Annotated in this window: 28 protein-coding genes and 2 pseudogenes; 13 read left to right on the top strand and 17 right to left on the bottom strand. The window is 48.2% G+C overall.

Features of this window, described 5'->3' with window-relative positions:
* Nucleotides 1-157: 157 nt before the first annotated feature.
* The 5 genes from HV311_RS06180 to HV311_RS06160 all read right to left on the bottom strand — a co-directional run bounded on the left by HV311_RS06180 (nt 158) and on the right by HV311_RS06160 (nt 3164).
* A complete protein-coding gene (locus HV311_RS06180) occupies nt 158-697 on the bottom strand; it encodes a DUF2514 domain-containing protein (RefSeq protein WP_191220856.1) in 540 nt (179 codons plus the stop codon).
* The gene (locus tag HV311_RS06175; protein WP_047722322.1) at nt 694-1311 is read right to left on the bottom strand and encodes a glycoside hydrolase family 19 protein; all 618 of its coding nucleotides are present in this window, start codon (nt 1309-1311) and stop codon (nt 694-696) included. The genes HV311_RS06180 and HV311_RS06175 overlap by 4 nt, the downstream gene beginning before the upstream one ends.
* Nucleotides 1311-1592 carry a phage holin family protein gene (locus HV311_RS06170; protein WP_024160547.1) on the bottom strand — a complete coding sequence of 94 codons (282 nt, stop codon included), beginning with the start codon at nt 1590-1592 and terminating at the stop codon, nt 1311-1313. Before HV311_RS06170 ends, HV311_RS06175 begins: the two co-directional genes overlap by 1 nt.
* Nucleotides 1579-1965, bottom strand: coding sequence for a phage holin family protein (locus tag HV311_RS06165; RefSeq protein WP_065944628.1), 387 nt, complete (start codon nt 1963-1965; stop codon nt 1579-1581). Before HV311_RS06165 ends, HV311_RS06170 begins: the two co-directional genes overlap by 14 nt.
* A gap of 146 nt (nt 1966-2111) precedes the next feature.
* Nucleotides 2112-3164 carry a DNA-methyltransferase gene (locus HV311_RS06160; RefSeq protein WP_191220855.1) on the bottom strand — a complete coding sequence of 351 codons (1053 nt, stop codon included), beginning with the start codon at nt 3162-3164 and terminating at the stop codon, nt 2112-2114.
* 319 nt (nt 3165-3483) lie between these two features.
* Here HV311_RS06160 and HV311_RS06155 point away from each other — a divergent pair, with 319 nt between their 5' ends.
* Together HV311_RS06155 and HV311_RS06150 are read left to right on the top strand one after the other, a co-directional pair.
* Nucleotides 3484-4410 carry a hypothetical protein gene (locus HV311_RS06155; RefSeq protein ID WP_191221226.1) on the top strand — a complete coding sequence of 309 codons (927 nt, stop codon included), beginning with the start codon at nt 3484-3486 and terminating at the stop codon, nt 4408-4410.
* A complete protein-coding gene (locus HV311_RS06150) occupies nt 4382-4939 on the top strand; it encodes a hypothetical protein (RefSeq protein ID WP_326928883.1) in 558 nt (185 codons plus the stop codon). Before HV311_RS06155 ends, HV311_RS06150 begins: the two co-directional genes overlap by 29 nt.
* Here the strand turns inward: HV311_RS06150 and HV311_RS06145 are convergent.
* The 9 genes and pseudogenes from HV311_RS06145 to HV311_RS06105 form a co-directional block, all read right to left on the bottom strand.
* On the bottom strand, nt 4936-5280 hold the full coding sequence (locus tag HV311_RS06145; RefSeq protein WP_191220854.1) for an antiterminator Q family protein: 345 nt from the start codon (nt 5278-5280) through the stop codon (nt 4936-4938). The genes HV311_RS06150 and HV311_RS06145 overlap by 4 nt on opposite strands.
* A 16-nt stretch (nt 5281-5296) precedes the next feature.
* The gene (locus HV311_RS06140) at nt 5297-6292 is read right to left on the bottom strand and encodes a DUF968 domain-containing protein (protein WP_191220853.1); all 996 of its coding nucleotides are present in this window, start codon (nt 6290-6292) and stop codon (nt 5297-5299) included.
* The gene (locus tag HV311_RS06135; RefSeq protein ID WP_326928881.1) at nt 6289-7176 is read right to left on the bottom strand and encodes an ORF6N domain-containing protein; all 888 of its coding nucleotides are present in this window, start codon (nt 7174-7176) and stop codon (nt 6289-6291) included. The genes HV311_RS06140 and HV311_RS06135 overlap by 4 nt, the downstream gene beginning before the upstream one ends.
* A gap of 86 nt (nt 7177-7262) precedes the next feature.
* Nucleotides 7263-7661, bottom strand: coding sequence for a RusA family crossover junction endodeoxyribonuclease (locus HV311_RS06130; RefSeq protein WP_000780154.1), 399 nt, complete (start codon nt 7659-7661; stop codon nt 7263-7265).
* Nucleotides 7658-8536, bottom strand: a complete 879-nt coding sequence (locus tag HV311_RS06125) for a phage N-6-adenine-methyltransferase (protein WP_191220852.1) — start codon at nt 8534-8536, stop codon at nt 7658-7660. Before HV311_RS06125 ends, HV311_RS06130 begins: the two co-directional genes overlap by 4 nt.
* Entirely contained in the window at nt 8533-9399 is an 867-nt protein-coding gene (locus tag HV311_RS06120) for a conserved phage C-terminal domain-containing protein (RefSeq protein WP_047722330.1), read from the bottom strand. Before HV311_RS06120 ends, HV311_RS06125 begins: the two co-directional genes overlap by 4 nt.
* Nucleotides 9389-9568 carry a DUF4222 domain-containing protein gene (locus HV311_RS06115; protein WP_071681479.1) on the bottom strand — a complete coding sequence of 60 codons (180 nt, stop codon included), beginning with the start codon at nt 9566-9568 and terminating at the stop codon, nt 9389-9391. Before HV311_RS06115 ends, HV311_RS06120 begins: the two co-directional genes overlap by 11 nt.
* 172 nt (nt 9569-9740) lie before the next feature.
* Nucleotides 9741-10293: pseudogene (locus tag HV311_RS06110) on the bottom strand (YmfL family putative regulatory protein).
* Between the two features lie 28 nt (nt 10294-10321).
* On the bottom strand, nt 10322-10564 hold the full coding sequence (locus tag HV311_RS06105) for a transcriptional regulator (protein WP_044702968.1): 243 nt from the start codon (nt 10562-10564) through the stop codon (nt 10322-10324).
* Between the two features lie 136 nt (nt 10565-10700).
* On the opposite strand from HV311_RS06105, the gene HV311_RS06100 reads away from it, so the two are divergent.
* On the top strand, nt 10701-11387 hold the full coding sequence (locus HV311_RS06100; RefSeq protein WP_048220746.1) for an XRE family transcriptional regulator: 687 nt from the start codon (nt 10701-10703) through the stop codon (nt 11385-11387).
* On the opposite strand, the gene HV311_RS06095 is transcribed toward HV311_RS06100, so the two are convergent.
* Complete coding sequence (locus HV311_RS06095; protein ID WP_191220851.1) at nt 11379-12260, bottom strand: BRCT domain-containing protein; 882 nt, start codon at nt 12258-12260, stop codon at nt 11379-11381. The two genes, HV311_RS06100 and HV311_RS06095, sit on opposite strands and share 9 nt — an antisense overlap.
* Nucleotides 12261-12302: 42 nt before the next feature.
* Complete coding sequence (locus HV311_RS06090; RefSeq protein ID WP_191220850.1) at nt 12303-12503, bottom strand: hypothetical protein; 201 nt, start codon at nt 12501-12503, stop codon at nt 12303-12305.
* Nucleotides 12504-12859: 356 nt separating this feature from the next.
* Here HV311_RS06090 and HV311_RS06085 point away from each other — a divergent pair, with 356 nt between their 5' ends.
* The 10 genes and pseudogenes from HV311_RS06085 (at nt 12860) to HV311_RS06040 (ending at nt 17846) form a co-directional block, all read left to right on the top strand.
* Complete coding sequence (locus HV311_RS06085; RefSeq protein ID WP_001515608.1) at nt 12860-13231, top strand: hypothetical protein; 372 nt, start codon at nt 12860-12862, stop codon at nt 13229-13231.
* A 56-nt stretch (nt 13232-13287) separates the two neighbouring features.
* A complete protein-coding gene (locus HV311_RS06080; RefSeq protein WP_101701130.1) occupies nt 13288-14115 on the top strand; it encodes a YfdQ family protein in 828 nt (275 codons plus the stop codon).
* A 128-nt stretch (nt 14116-14243) separates the two neighbouring features.
* Nucleotides 14244-14783 (top strand): annotated as a pseudogene (locus tag HV311_RS06075) (HD family hydrolase).
* Nucleotides 14771-14947 carry a hypothetical protein gene (locus HV311_RS06070; RefSeq protein WP_181502018.1) on the top strand — a complete coding sequence of 59 codons (177 nt, stop codon included), beginning with the start codon at nt 14771-14773 and terminating at the stop codon, nt 14945-14947. The pseudogene HV311_RS06075 and the gene HV311_RS06070 overlap by 13 nt, the downstream one beginning before the upstream one ends.
* The gene (locus HV311_RS06065) at nt 14944-15198 is read left to right on the top strand and encodes a hypothetical protein (RefSeq protein ID WP_044711969.1); all 255 of its coding nucleotides are present in this window, start codon (nt 14944-14946) and stop codon (nt 15196-15198) included. The genes HV311_RS06070 and HV311_RS06065 overlap by 4 nt, the downstream gene beginning before the upstream one ends.
* Nucleotides 15195-15629 carry an ead/Ea22-like family protein gene (locus tag HV311_RS06060; RefSeq protein WP_191220849.1) on the top strand — a complete coding sequence of 145 codons (435 nt, stop codon included), beginning with the start codon at nt 15195-15197 and terminating at the stop codon, nt 15627-15629. The genes HV311_RS06065 and HV311_RS06060 overlap by 4 nt, the downstream gene beginning before the upstream one ends.
* A 1-nt stretch (nt 15630) precedes the next feature.
* Nucleotides 15631-16386: a hypothetical protein gene (locus HV311_RS06055; RefSeq protein ID WP_088583037.1), complete on the top strand. Its 756-nt coding sequence runs from the start codon at nt 15631-15633 to the stop codon at nt 16384-16386.
* 9 nt (nt 16387-16395) lie between these two features.
* A complete protein-coding gene (locus HV311_RS06050) occupies nt 16396-16944 on the top strand; it encodes a DUF550 domain-containing protein (protein ID WP_326928879.1) in 549 nt (182 codons plus the stop codon).
* Nucleotides 16937-17272, top strand: a complete 336-nt coding sequence (locus HV311_RS06045) for a hypothetical protein (protein ID WP_230133379.1) — start codon at nt 16937-16939, stop codon at nt 17270-17272. The genes HV311_RS06050 and HV311_RS06045 overlap by 8 nt, the downstream gene beginning before the upstream one ends.
* 1 nt (nt 17273) lies before the next feature.
* The gene (locus HV311_RS06040) at nt 17274-17846 is read left to right on the top strand and encodes a 3'-5' exonuclease (protein WP_191220848.1); all 573 of its coding nucleotides are present in this window, start codon (nt 17274-17276) and stop codon (nt 17844-17846) included.
* A 198-nt stretch (nt 17847-18044) separates the two neighbouring features.
* On the opposite strand, the gene HV311_RS06035 is transcribed toward HV311_RS06040, so the two are convergent.
* A complete protein-coding gene (locus HV311_RS06035; RefSeq protein WP_180208582.1) occupies nt 18045-19442 on the bottom strand; it encodes a tyrosine-type recombinase/integrase in 1398 nt (465 codons plus the stop codon).
* Nucleotides 19443-19655 lie beyond the last annotated feature (213 nt).

The raw sequence follows: 19655 nt of genomic DNA, 5'->3' as shown, positions 1-19655 counted from the left end.
AATAACCTGCGCAAATGATGATGATGACCTTAGATCCGAAAAACTAGCCGTTTTCCGCGAGCACGCCGCCCCGTGGCAGGCCGCCCCGCCAGGAGGACCCGCCAAAATGGTAATGGTTATCATTTTCATGATTGACAGTGATCATAAAACAGCCCCGCTATTGCGAGGCTATGGGGTTGTTGTTTGACTCTCTCACCGAATCGTAAATACGTTCACACGTCATCCCGGCGGTGTAGCGTTCGTCAGCGATTCCAGCATATCGCTTAGCTTCTGCTGCAATATCTCCGAGCATGTCGGCGAGCATTCTGGCGTCGGCGTTGGTTGTTTTGCTTCGGACGGTAGCGGCAAGATCTGCGGTGTGCTTTGCGGCGTCCAGGCTGGTAGCGAGTTTTTTGGCTTGTTGCTGCAACTTGCTAACAGTGGCAGACAGACCAGCAGCAGTGGCAGCAGATTTAGCGGCTTGTGCTTGTGCATCTTTTACAGCCTCATCACGGGCAATTATGCGCCCTTGTTCAATCCAGCGTGCGGCAGTCTGCGCGTTCGCTTCCTGTGAAGATTCCATGCTATTACGGTCAGCCCACTTCTTTTGCCAGCCCCGCTCACTCCAGATGTTCCCAGCAAGAAATGCACCAGCCAACATCAGCAAAACAATGATTGTTTTCCACCGCGCCTTAACGAAAGCAAAGGCCGCTGTCATACCAGCAACGCCGCCCGCGCTTTGTTATAACGACTATTTCTGTCAGCCAGTCCATTCTGGCCACCGTTGATGATCTGCGTGACACGGACAACATCACCTGAATACATCAGGCAACCACGTAATGTGAAAAACCATGCAGCAGAACGGGCTGCATGCTTCTCCTTTGCCAGCAACTCTGGTGTGCTGATCAGATCAAGCTTCAGCGCCGCTCCGCATTTGGCGTAGTTCTCGCGGCCGGTGATTTGAAGCAGGCCACGACCACGATATTTCCAGCCATCACCCTGGCTGTTATTCCCCATGCGGTCACCATAAACCAGATTGGCTATTTGCGGCTGGTGGGCCACCTGCTTACCATCGACACGCCCCAGCATTTCACACTGATACGGTGTCAGGCGTTTACCAAAGGTTTTCTTCAGCCCGTCTACCGAGTAGTTGAAACTCTCGACCAGCGAGGTAAAACCAGCAGATTCATGCCCAACTTGTGCAATGAACATGGCCTGATCGTTAGCTGCTGTGATTCCAAACTCTTTCATTGCCGCATCAATATGCGGAAACCAGCGTGCAGAAAGCCCGGCGCTGATACCAGCCGCCTGCTGAAATTGTGATTGGTTCATTAGTGCCTCAGATGATCAACCAGACGTGCCACGTTGCCTCTTACGGCGACCAGCACGGACAGGAAAATAAAGTTGGCCCCGATAGTGGCCCATGATGAGTACGGGTAAATACCGCACAGATACGCCAGCGGAACGGCGCTGTAGATAACCGTAAGCAGCCACGCTAAACGAGATATCCACGGTCGATGTCGCGAGTCGCCGCGACGGTAAAACATCAGGGTTAACACTACCCCAGCACAAAGCAATGCATTAAAAGTTGCCGATGGGTCATTTTGTACCACCTGAACCTCCCCGGCGCGTTATCAGCGCCACCAGCGAGCCGACATCCTGATTATTCAGGAACGTCAGGATTTTGACGGCTAAAGCAGAAACGATTACGGCGCCAATGGCATCCAGTGGTTTATCACTGTAGCCGGTAGCCTGAGCCAGCTTTGAACCCACCAGCCCGGAACAAAGGATCCCCGCGATATACGAAACCAGAAAATATGCCAGTCGGCGCGCTGCACTCAGGTCCGCTGTGGTTGCAATGTAAAATACAGCTCCGGCAAACGCGCCAAACACCACGCCGTAATCGGTTCCGGACAGAAATCCATAGACGCTGGCCCCCGTCAGGACACCACCAGCCAGCCCAGTACCGGAAATCGGATCGGACATTTAGCCCCCTCTTAATTGCTGTGATTCCTCTCAGAAATGAGGGGATGTGGAATCAGGCAACCGGGCTCTTTTGTTCAAATAAAAGTAAGGATGATTCCCGGTGCCTGAAAATGGTAATCACCACATCCACAGGGGCGTGATGATCGTTATGTTTTGTTCAGCTTTTCCACCTCTTCGGTGGTCTGAATAAATCTGTCAGCTTCCAGTTCTACCCCGATCGCCCGACGACCAAGTTCTATTGCAGCTTTCACAGTTGAACCAGAGCCCATAAAGAAATCGGCAACGATATCCCCTGGTCTGCTGCTGGCGCTAATGATCTGCTTCAGCATGTCGGCAGGTTTTTCGCATGGATGTTTGCCTGGATAAAACTGAACAAGCTTATGCGTCCATACGTCGGTATACGGAACAAGAGCGGAAACAGAGAAGCAGCGCCGGAGGGTTTTGTATTCCTCCAGCAATTCTGAATACTTGCGGTTTAATGACTGATAGGTAGCTACCAGTTGGTGGTGAGGATGTTCAAGCTTCTGCTGAATGTGCTTATCGATAGCGATCCGCGTGAACAGTTCCTGCAATTTTCTATAGTCCACTTCATTTGGTAGTTGCCATTGGCTTGCACCAAACCAGTGTGACGCCATGTTTTTCTTTCCTGTTGCCTCAGCTATTTCTTTCGAGCTGACACCCAGTGATTCACGGGCATTACGGAAGTAATCAATCAGCGGCGTCATAATGTGCTGTTTTAGCTCTGTGATTTTCCTTTCGTAAACATCCTCTTTACCTGTGTACGGCCCAAGATAGTGCTCAGCAAACAAAATCCGTTCCGTAGATGGAAAGTACGCACGCAGGCTTTCTTTGTTACATCCATTCCAGCGGCCTGATGGTTTTGCCCAAATTATGTGATTCAAAACGTTGAACCGGGCACGCACCATAATCTCTATATCTGAGGCCAGTCGGTGACCGCAAAACAGGTAAATGCTGCCAGCAGGTTTAAGAACGCGAGCATACTCAGCCAGACAGCTATCAAGCCAGCGTAAGTAGTCCTCGTCACCCTTCCATTGGTTGTCCCAGCCGTTGGGCTTCACTTTGAAGTACGGAGGATCCGTAACTATCAGATCAATAGAGTTATCCGGGAGGGTGGCGACGTAATGCAGGCTATCAGCGTTGATTAACTCAACACTGTTTATTTTTACAGTATTTTTCATAGATCAGTAAGCTTTACTCTGATAGGCTCACTATGCTTTTGCGCTAAAGCAGTGGGCCTTGGTTAGCTTGTGACCTGAAAGCATGAGCTGATGGCTGGTAGGGTGCTACAACACCCTCCAGCCGCCCATTTACACAGCGAGATAGAAGTGCCATCCAAGATTTGAATCACACTCATTTTGCTGCTTGATAAGCTTGTGCCTTTGTGACAGCTCTTATCACAATACATAAGTTTTTGCGTACGCGTTAATTTTTTTATACAGTTACATCGTCGCCGCTGACACGGCATACATAGCACATAACAACTAAAGCGATGAGACAATGAAGATAAAAAGCCAAGGATTTGCAATTATCAATAAAAATAAAAACATTCAAATTGCTGATATTATTAATTATTTTATTCAGCAATCAACACATGAAATTAAACGCGCAGACTTTGATAGGCAAATTCTTCTTTCTGACGATGGTAATTATTACTCAGGGCTTGTACTTACATATAAAAACCAAACAAAAAACTGTCTTTCAACAATAAAAAATGGAATGTTTGAGATAAAAGTCGAGGATTTAAAGGGCGATGACAAACTTGTTAATTTTAATTTTTTCTGCATAAATAAAAAAAGTTTAAAGGGCCTATATTTATATTACCGCGGTTCTTGCTCATTAAATAGCCTTTTCAGTTCATGGCAATCGTATAGCAATTTTGTAATTAGAAAAAAAATACGTAACGAGATATCTGCACTAGGAAAAAACCCAGATCAAACCAAAGTTGATAACATTAATAAGAAATATGAACAACGCCTGGAATTTAAAGTAATAATTGATAAATCCAGTTTGGTATCAATGCTAACAAGCTTTAGTCAAATAAAATCAGCAACATTTAAATTTGATTCTGTTGATTTCACTAAATCAGAAATGATAGGCATTGAGCAATTCACAAGAAATACTGAAGTCACCTTTAACATCAGTGATAGTGACAAACCAAAGGTTGGACAAATTGCAAATAGCATTAATCAAATGGTAACAAAAATCAAAGATATCTCCAAAGGTGTTGTAACCGTAGTTGACCATTCAAAAAATGAACGATTAATTGACCTTATCAATTCCCCTTGCTTCTTTAGTGAGTATGATTTTGATACTATCGCCCAATCCGTAAATGGCCTTAAGAATGACAACTATGTTAACAATGCTATAATATCCTTAATAAAGGATGAAATCGAAAATGGCAAAAAGAAAAATGAATTTAATTGATAAGTTTATAAGATTAAGCTTTAAAGCACAGATATGGGGATTGCTCATAATCTCCTGGATCGTTATTGCTATAATGACTTTTTTCTATCTGAACCTCACACACCATCAAGGAAAAGCCTTTTTCGCATTTTATCAGACTTCAATACGCGGGTATCTGTTTTCAGGTTTTATATCTGTTGGTTCTTTGCTCCTTTCATTACATACCTTTGTCATAGTTAATCTAAAAGATAAATTATTTACAACTGATCGATATAAAGAAAAATTTTTAACAAGCAAAAATTTAGCTTTGGATGCACAAATAGATGAAATGGAGTTATTGAAACCTCTAGATACCTTATCATCATTTATCAACATATCTGTTTGGTTATCCATATTAACAGCTGTAGCTCAGTTTACTGTTGGGTTGGCCGACTATGGTATTTTATCTGTTGTATGCATATGGCTAGCATTGCTAACCATATGTTTTTTAATGAATTCCTTGATATTAATCCGCGAGCACATTAAAAATATGTTGCATCAAAAAAATTAATGCATCATGCAAAGTACGCCGTCAATAAATCCAAGTGCTGTTTGTAGCTCCTTCCTGATGGTCGCATCGCAGCACTTTCTTTTTTTTGCTATGGCCCTTAAAGATAATCCGACAACAAAGTGAGCGATTACCAACTCATAGCTATCTTTATTATGAGTTTTCAAGCGCGCTACGCATCCATCTATCATAACCCCTTCGTCATCATCGCATTGAAGCCGTGATTTTTTTCCATAAGGTAATAGCCCTTTGAAACCCGCAGCAATCGGCTGCCAGTCTACGCCACTACTCTCTGCTGCTGCCCAGGCACCCCACAAATCCATTACTTCATACATATCTCGCATTTTCTTCTCCATACACTTAAGCTTTCGCAATTACGCCGATCGCCAGCGCCCGATCCATAAAACGCAGTAGCAGCTCAAGCTGCGTACCATGCTTCTGCTCGAATGCCGGTACATCGGCGTGTAACTCGTCGTGGCACTCTCTGCACAGAGGGATCACGAAGAGGTCATGGGCTTTTGTTGCTGTACCACCCATACCGTGCCCTACGATATGGTGCGGATCATCTGCTGGCCGTCGGCAACACTCACAGGGTTGTGTTTTAACCCAGCGGGTGTACGTCTCATTTACCCAGCGGCGACGTTTTGGCCTGAGCATGAAAGACTCTGGCGACTCCGGATCAACAGAGAGCGTGAGGATCTTCTTCGCCTTCTCCTGCACGAGGCTGGTTGCAGACGCAGAAGGCACAATGTCGCTTTCCCTCATGACAGAGCGGATGTTTTCATCCGGAAGGCGTAGCCCCTTGTGCGCAACGCTTTCCGGTATTACATCAGCCAGGTCGTTCCTGACCATCCACCAGCACAGTTCAGGAAGCGTCAGTACATGCGACTCGGGAAAACCAGAATCACGCCGAATGACTTCCAGAATCCAGGATACCAGGTTACCGGCCGCTATACCTGCAAGCTGTTCGGTATGCTGCCCGGACAAAGTGTGATCACAATGCCAGCACAGGCGAATGCTTCCTGGTGAGTGCCGCATTGTTGTGAAGTTCTTGTCGTGCCACGATGAATGTGGCCACTGGCATTCAAACCGAGAACTCAGCCACTGCTCAAGGGAAGGAAGCCCACCGGCACGCTGTATAACCCGCTCATTCCCGAAGACCTTCCGCATTACCGGATCATCAGCCAGTGGCTGAATGACTGCGGGAACAGCCCCGGTACTGAATGACGCCATTTCTTCTGGTTCAGGCTCGAGCAGAACGCGACCGCGCATGAAGAGATGCATCAGTTCCGCGCCGGGACGAAACAACACAATCCCCATACGGGGGGCTATTTCAGGTGTGAGTAATGCCCTCAATTGTCGCCACCAGCCAGTTCTTTATCGTGGGTGAAGCTCCCGTTCCAGGTCACCTTCATCGGAAGATTCCCTTTCAGGTAGTTTTTGTAGATCCAGATGGCTCCATCCCGGAGAAGAACAGGCTGATAGGTGGTAAAGCTGACTGTTGAATTTGGAGAGACTTTGCTGCTTTTCTCGGTGAGGTATTTATCACGCGCGTATGACCGGACACGCCATTGTGCGCTGCGTCCTTCCGGATTGTCGTCATATAACCAGTTCATCGAAACAAGCCAGGCGCTAATTTTTGAGGTATTAACACCATTCAGACGTTTACAGAACTGTACCGGGGAAAGCCCATCAGTGAATAGGCTCTCGAGATGCTCGATATATTCGGCTTGCTGGTGGGTAAGCGCCTCAGCTTGCTGCTTTGCCTCCATGGCATCCGCCCACGCACGCGCCAGGGTTATTGGATCAGACATATTCGGCAGCATGACACCGTGGACCTCACGAAGATTGAAGTAATGATCTTCAAGCTGTTCAAAGAAGTCCCAGGCTAATTCGGTTTCAAGCATTTTTGCGTGGCGGGAGGCGCCGCGCTCAGTCCAAAGATAAAGGCTGCGAGCCTTTGATGATATTTGCACACTGCTGAAAGAGTTGCGCAAATTTTCGACTTCATCACCCTCAATTCGAAAGTAATGCTTACCCTCAACAAAACGTATTTTATTGCGGTTAAAGTTATTCGTGATGTTTTGCGCTGTTGTACCGTAGCCGCTTGCTAAAGATTCCGTAGTCACTACGCGCTGATTGCGATAAGTGATCACCGGCACCGATGAGTGATTAACGGAAATTACTGATGAAGTGCTATTTTTGGGCGTAGCAGCGCCCATAACATGATGATTGCTCATATTATCTCCATACTCTGATTGTTGCGAAGGGCCTGCACGCCCGTTTCGCTTGCACTTTCCGACATTACTGCCATATTGACCAATATTCAACCCACAGCTGGACATATAACCACCTCTTTTTTATATGCCGTTATGGTTATCTCAACTTTTCCCTTCGGTACTATCGGCCCCCATTCCACCAGCATGCGCTTAATCTGGCTGTCGTCTTCCCAGACACCCGCATGCGTCAGCGCGTCAAACAGGGCTTTGTTGTAATTATCGATATCCCGGCGGCGCGCATCCGGCGGGTACAGAGTGATTTCTACCGCTGCCAGTTCAGTCGATGGCTTCGGGAGACGTCGTAATTGCTCAATGATCGCCACGCAGGCAGCACTTTGGTATTTACGACCATCAGCGCTAATGAGGTGACGACCGGCCAGCGGCCCCTTGTTAGGGGCGCGCCAGTAAGTGTTCACGCTCGGAGGAAAAGGCAGGACCAGTTTCATGCGGCCTCTCCCCGCATATTGCGAACAAGTTCAGAAACTGCAGTAATGATTTCGCTGGTGGCCGTCCGCTCCAGCCAGAGTTGATTGATATTGGCTTTCAGTTTGTTCTGCTGAGCCTCACTCAATACGTCAACGCCTTCCACCTGGTTAAACACCAGACCAACCTCGAGAGGCCAGATACGTGACTCAGTTTCCGATGGTATGACTGGCTCTTGGGGTGCCCGCATTGCAATTGTCTGCTCTTTGCCAACAGCGAATTGAGCCAGCGCCATAAATGCCCGACCTTTTGCCTCCAGTTCTGTGCGGTTGATATAGCTGAACCGCTCACCACGCCACGACTTATCGAATACAGCTATGGCACCGGCAAAAAACGCACTGGTGGGCTTCTGTTTTTCGTCAGCAGGGACAAACCACACAGGCAGATCGAACCCAATGCGCCCACGGATGAATACGATGTGATCGGCATTTTCCGGCCACCACGTTTCGCTCGGCGCAGCTTTTATCAGGAATACATAACGCCCGCCCTTTTCGCGCTGGGCTGTTGCGTAGTTCATGATGTGCGTCATGCCGGTGATCGCCTGTTTCTCGTGGTACTGAGAACGGATATACGGGGGGTTGCCATAGCCAGCGCCACCCAGTTCTGCCAGACGTTCAGACCAGTCCTGGGTCAGCGCGTTATCTTCGGCGGTGTACCATGCCGGGCATTTCGCGTTGTCGTCGTCAGCAAACAAGTCCAGAACTAATGGACCAAATAGCGCGTTGATCCCCCAAAAAAGCAGATCCGGTGTCCGCCACTGATCGCCAACCTCTTTCAATTCGTGAGCTGGTTTGCTACGCAGTGCCGCCAGCGCCTGGCAATATTTATTGGTCATCATGAACGGAACCCCGAATTTTCTGGCAGTGAGTAATCAACACTCTGGAAGTTTGCGCGGCTGGCTGAGTTAGTCTCCCATTTGCCGTTAACGCGTTCAGGCCGGCCAGCACTGGACCATTTGGTCGCGCTTTGCAGGTAACCAGGGAAGTTTTTTGGAATGAACAGAGTTGCCGGGCGGAGGTATTGCGCCTGCTCGCTATCACGCCAATCGGCATTTTTGTAATCCACTACCAGGCACAGGTCATCAACCGTGAATTGTTCCCGAAGACGGGCGCGAATATTCTCCAGCGACGTACTGCATACCTGGTAGCGTGAGCCAGTTGTCTGGTTCAGGTAAGACAAGACCTGTCTGGCCTGATCAGTAATCACAACCTCAGGGTCTGGTTGCGCCGCAACCGGACAAAAGGGTTTTGAAGTTACTTGTGGATCTTGTTTTGATTTTACTGACGGATCCCCACCAGATTCTGACGGGTCAAAACCGCTGTTTTTGCCAGATTTCGACGGGTCAGTTTTTGAGGTGTCAAATTTTGATGCGTCAGATTTTGACGTGTCAGAATCTGACAGTTGAGAAAATGCGGCAGCCTGAAGTTTCGCCACATTCAGGCGGTACACGTTCGATGCATTACGGTTACCATTACGGCGCTGTGTACGCGTGAGCCAGCCATCTTTTTCAAGCTTAGCGATTGCTGTTCTAATGGTGCTCGGACCAGCGCCAAGCTGGCGAGCAATAGTTTCAATGGACGGCCAGCACACGCCCTCATCGCTGCTGAAATCAGCGAGGCGAGCCATGATCGCGACACTAGACAACTTCATGCCCGACGCTGCGCAACCATCCCATACGTAGCCGGTTAATTTAGTGCTCATGATCGTCCGTTATCTCCCTGAACTTTTGCCTGAACTGCTCAAGCGGCCTGAAACATTCGTGTGGGTAGCCATCGCGCAGGTAGATAACACGCTGTGTTTCTGGCTCCCAGCGGATAACACGGACTTGCACTCCGCGGTGGTCTTTGAACCTTCGGTTAAGTTCGCGCACAGGCGTTTTGCCCTCCGGTTGTAGACCCCCACAATTGAAACCGCCCTACTGTGGTTACACGGAACCCAGCGGTTTGATAATCTGCGTTCATACCGAAATAACGGAGTACCCGAAACTGGGATCATCCTGAGTTGCGGTAGACGGTTAAAAGCCGTTAAACTGCTCATGCGGATTATTTCTCCATACTCGAAGAGTATGTTCGCCAAGGCGCCCGGAGCTGCACACTCGCGGGCGTCACTCTTTTCTGGAAGGCAATAGACTCGTGAAATCAGGTTCAGAAACGTCATAAGCGTTACCCGGAACTGGTAGGCGATTTCGTTCAGACTGTCCCACTCCCCTTTATCAACCACACCATCATCGATGTATCGACGATATGCGTTAACCAGGTCACCAAGCCTGCCCACCAGCTCAGCCAGTTTTAAGCCAATCTCTTCGTTCTCTGTTTCTGGTGCCGCACCCGGGATATGGATCCCGTTATCTGTTTGGCGAGAAAACGCATCAGCTATGTAGCTAACACCGGCGGCTTTCTGTAAAACCATCGCCCATCCCATAGGGAAGATCTGATCCCCGTCGACACGAAGGCGGTTAAACAGCGCATTCTCTGTTACCCCCAACCATTCCGCCGCTTCGGCGTAGCCACCAGGCAGATCGGTAATCGTCTTTTTAATCGCTACCACCAGCCAGATTGGCTGACGTTCAACTTTCCAAATAGGTTCGTTACCCACGGTTAACCCCTTAGTTCTGTGGTTACAATTACGCTGCTGAATCTTTAATCTTTTGAAAAATATCAGGACGTAATTTCTCTCTTGAAACTCCGGTGACCTTTTCAATTAGCGCTGATAGTTTTGCTGGTGGTTTTTTCTCTCTGTTCAGCCAGTTCCAGACCTGCTGTTGTTTCACTAATCGCCCAGAACTAGCGGTAAGCTTGCGCGCTAACTCTGATTGGCCACCAGCCAGAGCGATTGCCTCTGAAAGGGCTAACTGCTCGGGAGTCATAGTTTTCTCCTGTATCAATACATAAAAGTTGTTGCCGATAGAGATTATACAACCCTAACAACTTTTATCACAACTTTTAGGTGTTGGAAAGCTAAAACATAAAGTTGTAATCTCACCATAAATAAGGGGGGAAGTTGTGAACACACTGGCGGAAAGACTGAAAATTGCGAGAGAAAAAACAGGGTTAAGCCAAGCTCAACTCGCTGAATCCATAGGTGTTTCTCAACAATCCGTAGCAAAAATAGAAAACGGAGATACATTGCAACCGCGAAAGATAAAAGAAATCGCAAATGTATTAGGCGTTAGCCAAAAGTGGTTGCAACTAGGCATTGAGGAAAATGCTTCACTTTCTGATTTTGTGGTTGGAGAGGCTGAAAGTGCCAGTTTAGACCCTGCCATTTTCGCTGACATACCAGTACTAGATGTTGAGTTATCAGCCGGAAATGGGTGTGAAGCCGAAATTGTGGAATCTGTAATTGACTGGTTTCCTATCCGAAGAATGGATTTAAGGAAAGCTGGAGTCAGCGCTACAAATGCTAGGATCGTAAAAATTTGGGGGAACAGCTTATTGCCAGTTCTCAATAACGGCGATCATGTTGCTGTTGATATCGCACAGACAAATCCTATTCGAGATGGCGATTTATACGCTGTTAGAGATGGGGTCCTGCTAAGGGTCAAAGTGCTAATAAACCAACCTGATGGTGGTTTAATTATAAGAAGCTTCAACAAAGATGAGTATCCAGATGAAATACTCACCTTCAATGAACGCCGCGCAAGAATTCATGTTATCGGCAGAGTGTTCTGGTCATCACGTTCATGGTAATACGCTAAATAGCATTTCCTCTGAAATAATTTTTAGCTTTGCACCATTATCGTCGCGATAGCTAACAGCTTTCTCTATCTTTCTCCCATGGCTGGAAAATTTCCAGTCTCTGGATGATAGGGTTCCGACAACAAGGAAGTCCAGTTTTTGGGTAATTCCATTACTTATTTTTCCCCCTGCACTTTTGATCCGTTCCTCTACCACCGCTCGTTTACCTGCCATAAAGGTACCCGTTAAACAGTAGGTTTTGTCCTCAAGATCAACGAGTGCATCATTATCAATCGGTAGCCTCGTCGCCAATCCATCAACAACCCCGCTGTCTAGATCGCATCCAGTAAAGTCAACAAGTGCTTTATGTAGAGTTTCGCTTTCCTCTGGAGTTATTACCCCATCGTTAAGGATATCTTTTATTAGAATGTACAAATCCTTCCCTGGGTAGTTACTCTTAAGAGCCCCGTTTTGGGTTAACCACCAATCGAGATATCTAATTTCATCTTCCGTCAAGGTCCTATCCGAGATCAGCCCTTTACACAATCCATTAAGAAGATGTAGATCCATTTCAGCAGAGTAAAAATCAATTCCAGGAATATCTAAAATTTCTCTTTGGATTTTTGTCAGACTGTTTTTGAGTTCTTTTCTTTCTTCCTCTGTAATGACACCATCAGCTAAGATATCTGAGACCCTCGCCGATAGACTCTTAATAACACCATTTCTTATAATTTGATTTGCTTCAAGTAGCCATGTGTCAAGGTAAAGAACTTCCTCATCTCTTACCACCCCATCAGCAACAATACCATCAATGATACTGATTAGGTTCGCAAACAACTTATCTCTATTGTGTGTGTAATTAAATACGTAAAGCTTGTCTTCCATACAGCCTCCTCTTTTTTATACATCCTTGCATTCATCTCATCTTCAATCAAACCACATAAAGTTGTTGACATTGTGCATCACCACAACTAAATTACAACTTAAAGGTGTTAAACAATAGCGAACAGGCAGGACGCCCACGAAGTAGCCGCCGGTGGCATATGAATAACCGGATGATTCGCTGACAGGTGTCTTCGGGAGGGGTTGCGAAGCTGGCTTGACCACCAGCAACAGAAACTCAGCCACGATACGGAGCCGTTAACCCACGGCGTGGAGTGTAAATACCGTAGGGGTTGTAGCTGGTTGGTCGCCAGCGCCCCGCCCGAAGATACCTACCACCGCGCCTGATGTGGTTAAAAGCAGGCCAAAGCAATAACAAGTAACTCCCTGTTCTGGCGGTCCGGTGTTTTCCCGTGTATTTCCGGTAACCGCCAGCCTTTTTCAGGGCACAACAGAAAAGGGCATCACCGGGCGACGGGCTCATAACCCAATCCACCCGGGCAAGAGGATGGCGATTGCAGTCGCCGACAAATGCAGGTGCCCTTCTCTGTTGTGTATGGAGAAAGTTCGGCGGTTGCAGCCGCCTTAACGAGGGTAAAACCATGAGTAATGACCGCATGACCGTAGTGCCAGATTTTCTTGGCGAACTGGATGCCGGCGTGTTCATGAACAAAATCGCGGCAGCACTTAATACCACCGCGCTTGGGGTTCTGAACAACGGCAACAAAGGCAAAGTAGTCCTCACATTTGATTTTGAGCGTATGGGTAATTCCGTTGAAGAGAAGCGCGTGAAGATCAAGCACAAGCTGAACTACAGCACCCCAACACCGCGTGGTAAAGCCTCCGAAGAGGACACAACCGAAACACCGATGTGGGTCAACAAAGGCGGGAAGCTCACCATCCTGCAGGAAGATCAGGGTCAGCTGTTCGGGATCACTGGCGCGGTGGATGGAAAGCTTAAAGCGGCTCAGTGATCCGCAACAACAAACTCACTGATACCACTTTGATCATCAGTTAATAAGGAATTTTTATGTCTCAGTTAGACAGCGGTACCTTCAAGCAGGTCAAAGACCTGGTTCTTTCCGGTTATCACCTGAATGATATTCATGGCCTGGCTTGCCCGACCGCATTACTGCCAGAGGGTACTGGCGTTGAAAGCCTCGAGCGCTTTTCTCTGGAGCGTTTCCGCTTTCGTGGCACCATGGCCACAACCAGTATTGACGACTTCGCACGTTATTCTAAAGGTTACGCCAGCGACAGTGAGCCAGCTCGTTGCTTTATTGACGCTGACAACATGACCGCCCGTTCAGTGTTCAACATCGGCACCCTGGATAATCCCGGTCACGCCGATAACGTTGCTTCAATCACCCTGAAGAAAACCGCCCCGTTCCGCGCGCTACTGCAAATCGACGGTCAACGTCTGAAGCAAAAGCAAATCGCCGAATGGCTGGAAGACTGGAGCGATTACCTTCTGGCGTTTGATGCTGATGGCAATACGATGCAGATTTCCCAGGCAGCTCAGGCTGTGCGTCGTATCACTATTCAGCAAGCAACACAGCAGGACCATGAAACTGGTGATTTCGCTGGTAAAAAATCGCTGATGCAAAGCGTTGAAGCAAGCAGCAAAGACGTAATGCCTGTGGCGTTCGAGTTCAAATGTGTGCCGTATGAAGGTCTGGGCGAACGCCGCTTTAACTTGCGTAACAGCCTGCTGACCAGCGATGAACCCTGCTTTGTTCTGCGCATCGTCCAACTTGAAGCCCAGGAAGAAGAGATCGCCAACGAATTCCGCGATTTGCTGATCAGCAAGTTCGAAGGTGAATCAGTGGAAACTTTCATCGGTAACTTTAAAGCCTAATTGCTCTGCATTAAATCCCCGGCGCCGCGGGGATTTATTGAAGCGTAATTCCATTAATTATCGCCACCCGGCGAGGGATTCGTGCAACCAAAATCTGCGCGGTGCAGCGCGCCAATATGGAGAAAACCATGAGCTACATTCAGACATTATCCGGCAAACACTTTAATTACCTCGATATCCAACAGGACGATATCGTGATCGAAGATATCGCTACCGCGTTGTCTCATATCTGCCGCTTTGCAGGGCATCTTCCTGAGTTTTACAGCGTCGGCCAACATAGCGTTTTAACCAGCCACCTCGTTCCGCAGGAGTTTGCATTAGAAGCCCTGCTTCATGATGCCGCCGAAGCCTACCTGCAGGATATACCCTCACCGCTTAAGCGCCTGTTACCTGATTACCAGGTGATCGAAGCTCGCGTAGACGCAGCTATTCGCCAGAAATTTGGCCTACCGACGGGGCAACACCCAACCGTGAAATATGCCGATCTGGTGATGCTTGTCAGCTAACGCCGCGATTTTGAGATTGACGAAGGTTCCGTGTGGCCTTGCCTCGAGGGAGTTGTCCCAACGGATCTATTCATCATCAACCCAGTTCGTCCAGGCCAGTCATATGGCATGTTCATGAATCGCTTTAACGAACTGGTGGAGCTGCGCCAATGCGCCGCATGAAGGTAAAAGAGCTCGTAGCGGAGGCTTTTGCCTCCGTTGATGAATTGCCACCAAAGCATGCACCGCTTATGCGCGAAGTCGCCACCAGACTGGAGGCTACGTTCGCAGCATTAAAAGAGTCTCTGGTGCAACTGGAACAGGAACGTAAAGGTAAAACGCCATGACCGTATTTGAATATCTCCAGGCTCATCCGAATACCACCAGCGGTGAAATCGCCAAAGGTATGAACAAAAAGACACCCGCGGTCGCTGGCGCATTATCGCAACTCTATGGCACCGGCCGGATCGTGAAGTCTGGTGTTCGCAAGGGAATTCCTACTTACCGTGTTAACGATATGCCGTTTGGGTGTAGTAACAGCCTAACCATGATGTTTAACCAGCTCTTGAGCAGAGCCAGACAAGGAGCAGCCCAATGACAGTACTCAACAAACACAGGGAATTGCGCAAAGAGCTTTCAAACCCCGCAATAGGCAGCAATCACCACCTGCGAAAACTGGCCCTGTCGTTGCTGGATGAGCTGGAAACCAAAGAAGAACAACGCGCCAATTGGTTTCAAATGGCGCAGAAGTTAGGCGAGGATCTGGATGCCGCAGAGAAGCGCATAGCAGAGCATAACTTTGAAAATCAGCTACTGGCTAATGCTGATCGCGATATTACAGCATTGCGCCAGCGCATAGCAGAACTGGAGGCGCGGACCGTCACAGTGCAGTTGCCAGCAGATAACGCGGCAGAATCTGAATCTCCAGAAGATGAGGCAACGGCCTGGTTTGATGAGGGCTGGAATGCTCGCGGAAAGGCCGACAAAGAGGCACTAATCGCCGCTGGCATTGGCGTAAAGGGGGAGTGAGATGATTCACTATCACGGCGGTCCAATCACGCCGGATACGTGCGCCATGAAAGCGTGGAAAGGACGCCATGCGTTTATAAGTTTCGCGCACTCCGGACAAATTAACCTCGCGGCTGAATACTGCCAGTCATTCGCGCTGGACAACGGTGCATTCACCGCATGGAAAGCAGCTGGCAAAAACAAAATCGACTGGAGCGATTACTACGAGTTTGTGGCCCGCTGGAAGAATCATCCTGGCTTTGATTTCGCCATCATCCCGGATGTTATCGACGGCGGAGAGGAAGAGAACGAGGCGCTTCTTGATGAATGGCCGCATGGGGAATTTTTCGGCGTTCCCGTTTGGCACATGAATGAAAGCGACGAACGTTTTATCAGGCTCTGCAACGAGTATCCCAGAGTCGCAATCGGTTCATGCGGTGACTATGACGTTAAGCGTCCGAATCTGGCCGTAGCTCGGATGAAAGACCTGATTCGCCATGTTGTTGATGCTCACAGCCAGCCTGTCACGAAGTTGCACGGCTTGCGTATGCTTAACCCGCTCATTTTTACAAAGTTACCATTAGCCAGCGCTGATAGTACAAATGTCGCCCGTAACATCGGCATCGATAAAGCATGGTCTGGTGCTTACGCACCAGCTTCAAAAGAAACCCGCGCCGCGTTAATGGTAGAGCGCATTGAATCGCATAACAGCCCAGGCTCTCTCGCGTACTGCGAGCAGCGTGACCGGTTCGACATGCAACTGCAATTAGCAGTGTAAGGACTAACCATGACAACTAACAACCACCGGGCGCACGGTCCTGTATCACTCGATCGCCTGCACCAGATACGCGAAATACTCACCAAGGCAGCAGCACAAAGCCACGGCGGTAATGTCGGCTATGCGATGGCTGATGCTGTGAAGGTGATTGCCGGGGTGATTGCCCGTGAGCAAATACGCCGTGAACATGCTGCATGGTCACTGACTACTTTCGGCGATGTCGGCCCAGTTGGTCCGCTGAAGCACCTTTCCAAAGAAGCGCTCGAGGCTGCTGCTGAACCAGACGACCTTAGCGAATGGGCTGACATGCAATTCCTGTTATGGGATGCGCAACGTCGTGCTGGTATCAGTGATGAGCAGATTAACCAGGCGATAGTAGAAAAGCTGGCAGTGAACAAGCAGCGCGAATGGCCTGAGCCGAAAGAAGGTGAACCGCGACTGCATATCAAAGAGCAGTCAGAATCGGTGCTTCCGGGAATTGAATGCGGTATCTGCGGACATGTATCTACTGACCCAGAGGGACGGCACTACTGCTGCGAGGATAACAGTAATGATTGATAAATACCTTTTGGAGGATATGCGGCGCGAAAGTGGTGAAAAGGGAGAGCTTGCCCGATGGGTAATCCAGTTGCAAACAGACCTGGATAGTGAGCGCCGCAAAGCTGGCAACTCTCCTGTGATTCCGAATGGCTATGTGCTGGTGCCTATCGTTCCGACCGAGGACATGATTATTAACGGCTTCGAATCGGTTCCAGACCCGCACTTCAGCGATGAAAAAGAGTGGGAGGAATACGAAGCATTGAGTGGATGCCGACAGGCGGCGCGCCGGGCTGAGTTGTGCTGGGCAGCAATGATTAAAGCAGCACCGAAACAGGAGAATATTTAACGTGAACAATTTAATGATCGACCTTGAAACTATGGGGAATAAACCAAATGCCCCCATCGTCTCTATCGGTGCTGTGTTTTTTGATCCTTCAACTGGTGAACTGGGCCCTGAATTTTACCGGGTTGTTAGCCTGAAAAGCGCGATTGCTGGAGGTGCCGTTCCTGACCCTGAAACAATAATTTGGTGGATGCAGCAAAGCGAAGAAGCTCGAATGGCTATTTGCGATGAGGATGCGACAACGATTTCAGCCGCCCTGATAAAGCTGAATACCTTTATTCTTGATAACTCTGACATTGATAAAGTTCAGGTCTGGGGTAATGGCGCTACCTTTGATAATGTAATCCTCCGTTCCAGCTATGACCGTGAATTAATCCCCTGCATGTGGAAATTCTGGAATGATCGTGATGTCCGAACTATCGTCGAATTAGGAAGGAAAATAGGAATCAACCCACGCCGGGACATACCGTTTGAAGGTGACATGCATAATGCCCTAGCCGATGCAAAACATCAGGCTAAGTATGTCTCAGCTATCTGGAAGCGGCTCATCATCACCATCGATAACAGTGAGGAATAACATGACTGAACAACCTGATGATCTCCTCACTCCGGACGAGGTATGCCAGAAATTAGGGATTACGCAAAAAACATTATGTAAATGGAATACAGAACACCGGCACCGTTCTACATTAGCCCCTGTAAAATTCAGCGCTAAAGTCGTTCGCTATGAGCGCCGTAATGTAGAGGCTTTTATCCAGAAATGCCGGAGCCAGTATTAACCCCGTCGTCTTAGCAGTGCAACCTGCGCGAGTATGCTCCGCTCGTGAGCCTCAAATGCCTCGCGCTTTAACGCAATCTCTTCCTGCAAAATCTCATCTGAAAAGTCGTAGTGTTCTGCCATCGGGTCATCTGACTTGCTGGAATGGTGAAGGCACAGGAGGCTTACTTCCCTTCTATCTGATCGGGAGTAGCCTCTTTCCTTCATCAGGGCAATAACATTGCTCTTAAGGAATTTACGGCACATCGTATTAAATGCCCCCTCTTTCCCTTTTATTGTCCCGTCATGCTTCATACCCTTTACCGCCCCTTCCGGGCTGTATGTTTTCACCAGTTTATCCAGTGATCGTTTTGAAAATGCTTGCATAGGGTCGCGCGGCTGCAAAAACACATAATCTTTATTGCACTCAGGAACTGAATCGCGCCAGGCTTTCTGCTCGTCGATAATCCTCCTGATCTCTGGCGTTATTGGCAGACGGAAAGCCTTTTGTGTTTTCATCGCCCCGCGCATACCGATCACGCCTTCTGGATAAACGATTTCATCTGCATCCTCGTTGACGTAATCCCAGCGCAAGTTATTAATGTTTATCGGGCGAACGCCAGTAATAATCATGAATCTAACGGCATTTTTCTGGTGTATAGAGGTGCAGGCAGCCACATTGAGCCAAAGGCGGGCGATTGATTCAATATCCGTAAATAGTCGCGTTGGGGTTGGTTTCTGCACACGAGAAGAAACATAATCATCTGGCAAACTGGCGGCAATGTTACGCCCATTGCAAAGTGTAGGAGCACAAAATTTCCAGAACCGACGAAGCTCACCAAATAATTCTAGCGCGTTATTATTGGAACGTGTTGCGATCCACTCATCCAGAACATCCACCAGCCGACTGTATGTCACATCACTGAATACTTCACGCTCTCCGAACGTTGCTTTGATTCTGTCGATACGTACCCCGTAGGTCGTGAAGCTATCAGGACTTAACTTCTGCCGGTCGACTTTTGCTTTAAGGTCGTCACGGTACATTTCCAAAGCGGCGTGGACGGATTCAGCACGCAACCCACCCTCTGCCATTTCTGATGCTTTCTCTCTGGCTATTTGAATTGCGAGTTCCGGCCATTCGCCAAGTTTTTTACCTTTCAGCCCCATCTTTTTAGGGAACTCAGCGTAAAAGGTCACCTTACCTGCTTTACTAAAATCAATACGGAGATAATTTTCTTTTTCGTATTTGGAACGACGGGCGACGCCAGAAGCGGAGAGGATAATTTTGGCGGCAGCAACACAGATTTTCATGTGTGCGCTGGTATAGGGGGGTTTACAGGCATCCCACTTTTCAGACGCGGCTAAAACATCGTCATTATTGGGGCTATCCGGTTTATGTGTTACAGTGCGCGGCATTCTCAATCCTTATCTGCGAAGGCACAGAAAACAAGCTCACACATGCAGGTCTTTTCAGCGGGACAAAATGCAATGTGTTGCGGCTTTGTGTTACTGGACTGAGTTTATCAGGGTTAAATACACTGTATCAACATACAGTAAGTAAATAATAGAGAGTGATAGAGAAACTTTTTAACTTACTGATTTTAAAATGATTTAACGGTAATTCATTGA

Origin of the sequence: Citrobacter sp. RHBSTW-00881 (genome assembly GCF_013728515.1) — a bacterium.
GTDB classification, from domain to species: domain Bacteria; phylum Pseudomonadota; class Gammaproteobacteria; order Enterobacterales; family Enterobacteriaceae; genus Citrobacter; species Citrobacter braakii.
This window is presented reverse-complemented; position numbering and strand designations above follow the sequence as displayed.

Bases quoted from the DNA above. Each gene is read 5' to 3' on its own strand.
- HV311_RS06180 (WP_191220856.1), bottom strand. From the start codon at position 697: ATGACAGCGGCCTTTGCTTTCGTTAAGGCGCGGTGGAAAACAATCATT.
- HV311_RS06175 (WP_047722322.1), bottom strand. From the start codon at position 1,311: ATGAACCAATCACAATTTCAGCAGGCGGCTGGTATCAGCGCCGGGCTT.
- HV311_RS06165 (WP_065944628.1), bottom strand. From the start codon at position 1,965: ATGTCCGATCCGATTTCCGGTACTGGGCTGGCTGGTGGTGTCCTGACG.
- HV311_RS06160 (WP_191220855.1), bottom strand. From the start codon at position 3,164: ATGAAAAATACTGTAAAAATAAACAGTGTTGAGTTAATCAACGCTGAT.
- HV311_RS06155 (WP_191221226.1), top strand. From the start codon at position 3,484: ATGAAGATAAAAAGCCAAGGATTTGCAATTATCAATAAAAATAAAAAC.
- HV311_RS06150 (WP_326928883.1), top strand. From the start codon at position 4,382: ATGGCAAAAAGAAAAATGAATTTAATTGATAAGTTTATAAGATTAAGC.
- HV311_RS06145 (WP_191220854.1), bottom strand. From the start codon at position 5,280: ATGCGAGATATGTATGAAGTAATGGATTTGTGGGGTGCCTGGGCAGCA.
- HV311_RS06135 (WP_326928881.1), bottom strand. From the start codon at position 7,176: ATGAGCAATCATCATGTTATGGGCGCTGCTACGCCCAAAAATAGCACT.
- HV311_RS06130 (WP_000780154.1), bottom strand. From the start codon at position 7,661: ATGAAACTGGTCCTGCCTTTTCCTCCGAGCGTGAACACTTACTGGCGC.
- HV311_RS06125 (WP_191220852.1), bottom strand. From the start codon at position 8,536: ATGATGACCAATAAATATTGCCAGGCGCTGGCGGCACTGCGTAGCAAA.
- HV311_RS06120 (WP_047722330.1), bottom strand. From the start codon at position 9,399: ATGAGCACTAAATTAACCGGCTACGTATGGGATGGTTGCGCAGCGTCG.
- HV311_RS06105 (WP_044702968.1), bottom strand. From the start codon at position 10,564: ATGACTCCCGAGCAGTTAGCCCTTTCAGAGGCAATCGCTCTGGCTGGT.
- HV311_RS06095 (WP_191220851.1), bottom strand. From the start codon at position 12,260: ATGGAAGACAAGCTTTACGTATTTAATTACACACACAATAGAGATAAG.
- HV311_RS06085 (WP_001515608.1), top strand. From the start codon at position 12,860: ATGAGTAATGACCGCATGACCGTAGTGCCAGATTTTCTTGGCGAACTG.
- HV311_RS06080 (WP_101701130.1), top strand. From the start codon at position 13,288: ATGTCTCAGTTAGACAGCGGTACCTTCAAGCAGGTCAAAGACCTGGTT.
- HV311_RS06070 (WP_181502018.1), top strand. From the start codon at position 14,771: ATGCGCCGCATGAAGGTAAAAGAGCTCGTAGCGGAGGCTTTTGCCTCC.
- HV311_RS06065 (WP_044711969.1), top strand. From the start codon at position 14,944: ATGACCGTATTTGAATATCTCCAGGCTCATCCGAATACCACCAGCGGT.
- HV311_RS06060 (WP_191220849.1), top strand. From the start codon at position 15,195: ATGACAGTACTCAACAAACACAGGGAATTGCGCAAAGAGCTTTCAAAC.
- HV311_RS06055 (WP_088583037.1), top strand. From the start codon at position 15,631: ATGATTCACTATCACGGCGGTCCAATCACGCCGGATACGTGCGCCATG.
- HV311_RS06050 (WP_326928879.1), top strand. From the start codon at position 16,396: ATGACAACTAACAACCACCGGGCGCACGGTCCTGTATCACTCGATCGC.
- HV311_RS06045 (WP_230133379.1), top strand. From the start codon at position 16,937: ATGATTGATAAATACCTTTTGGAGGATATGCGGCGCGAAAGTGGTGAA.
- HV311_RS06035 (WP_180208582.1), bottom strand. From the start codon at position 19,442: ATGCCGCGCACTGTAACACATAAACCGGATAGCCCCAATAATGACGAT.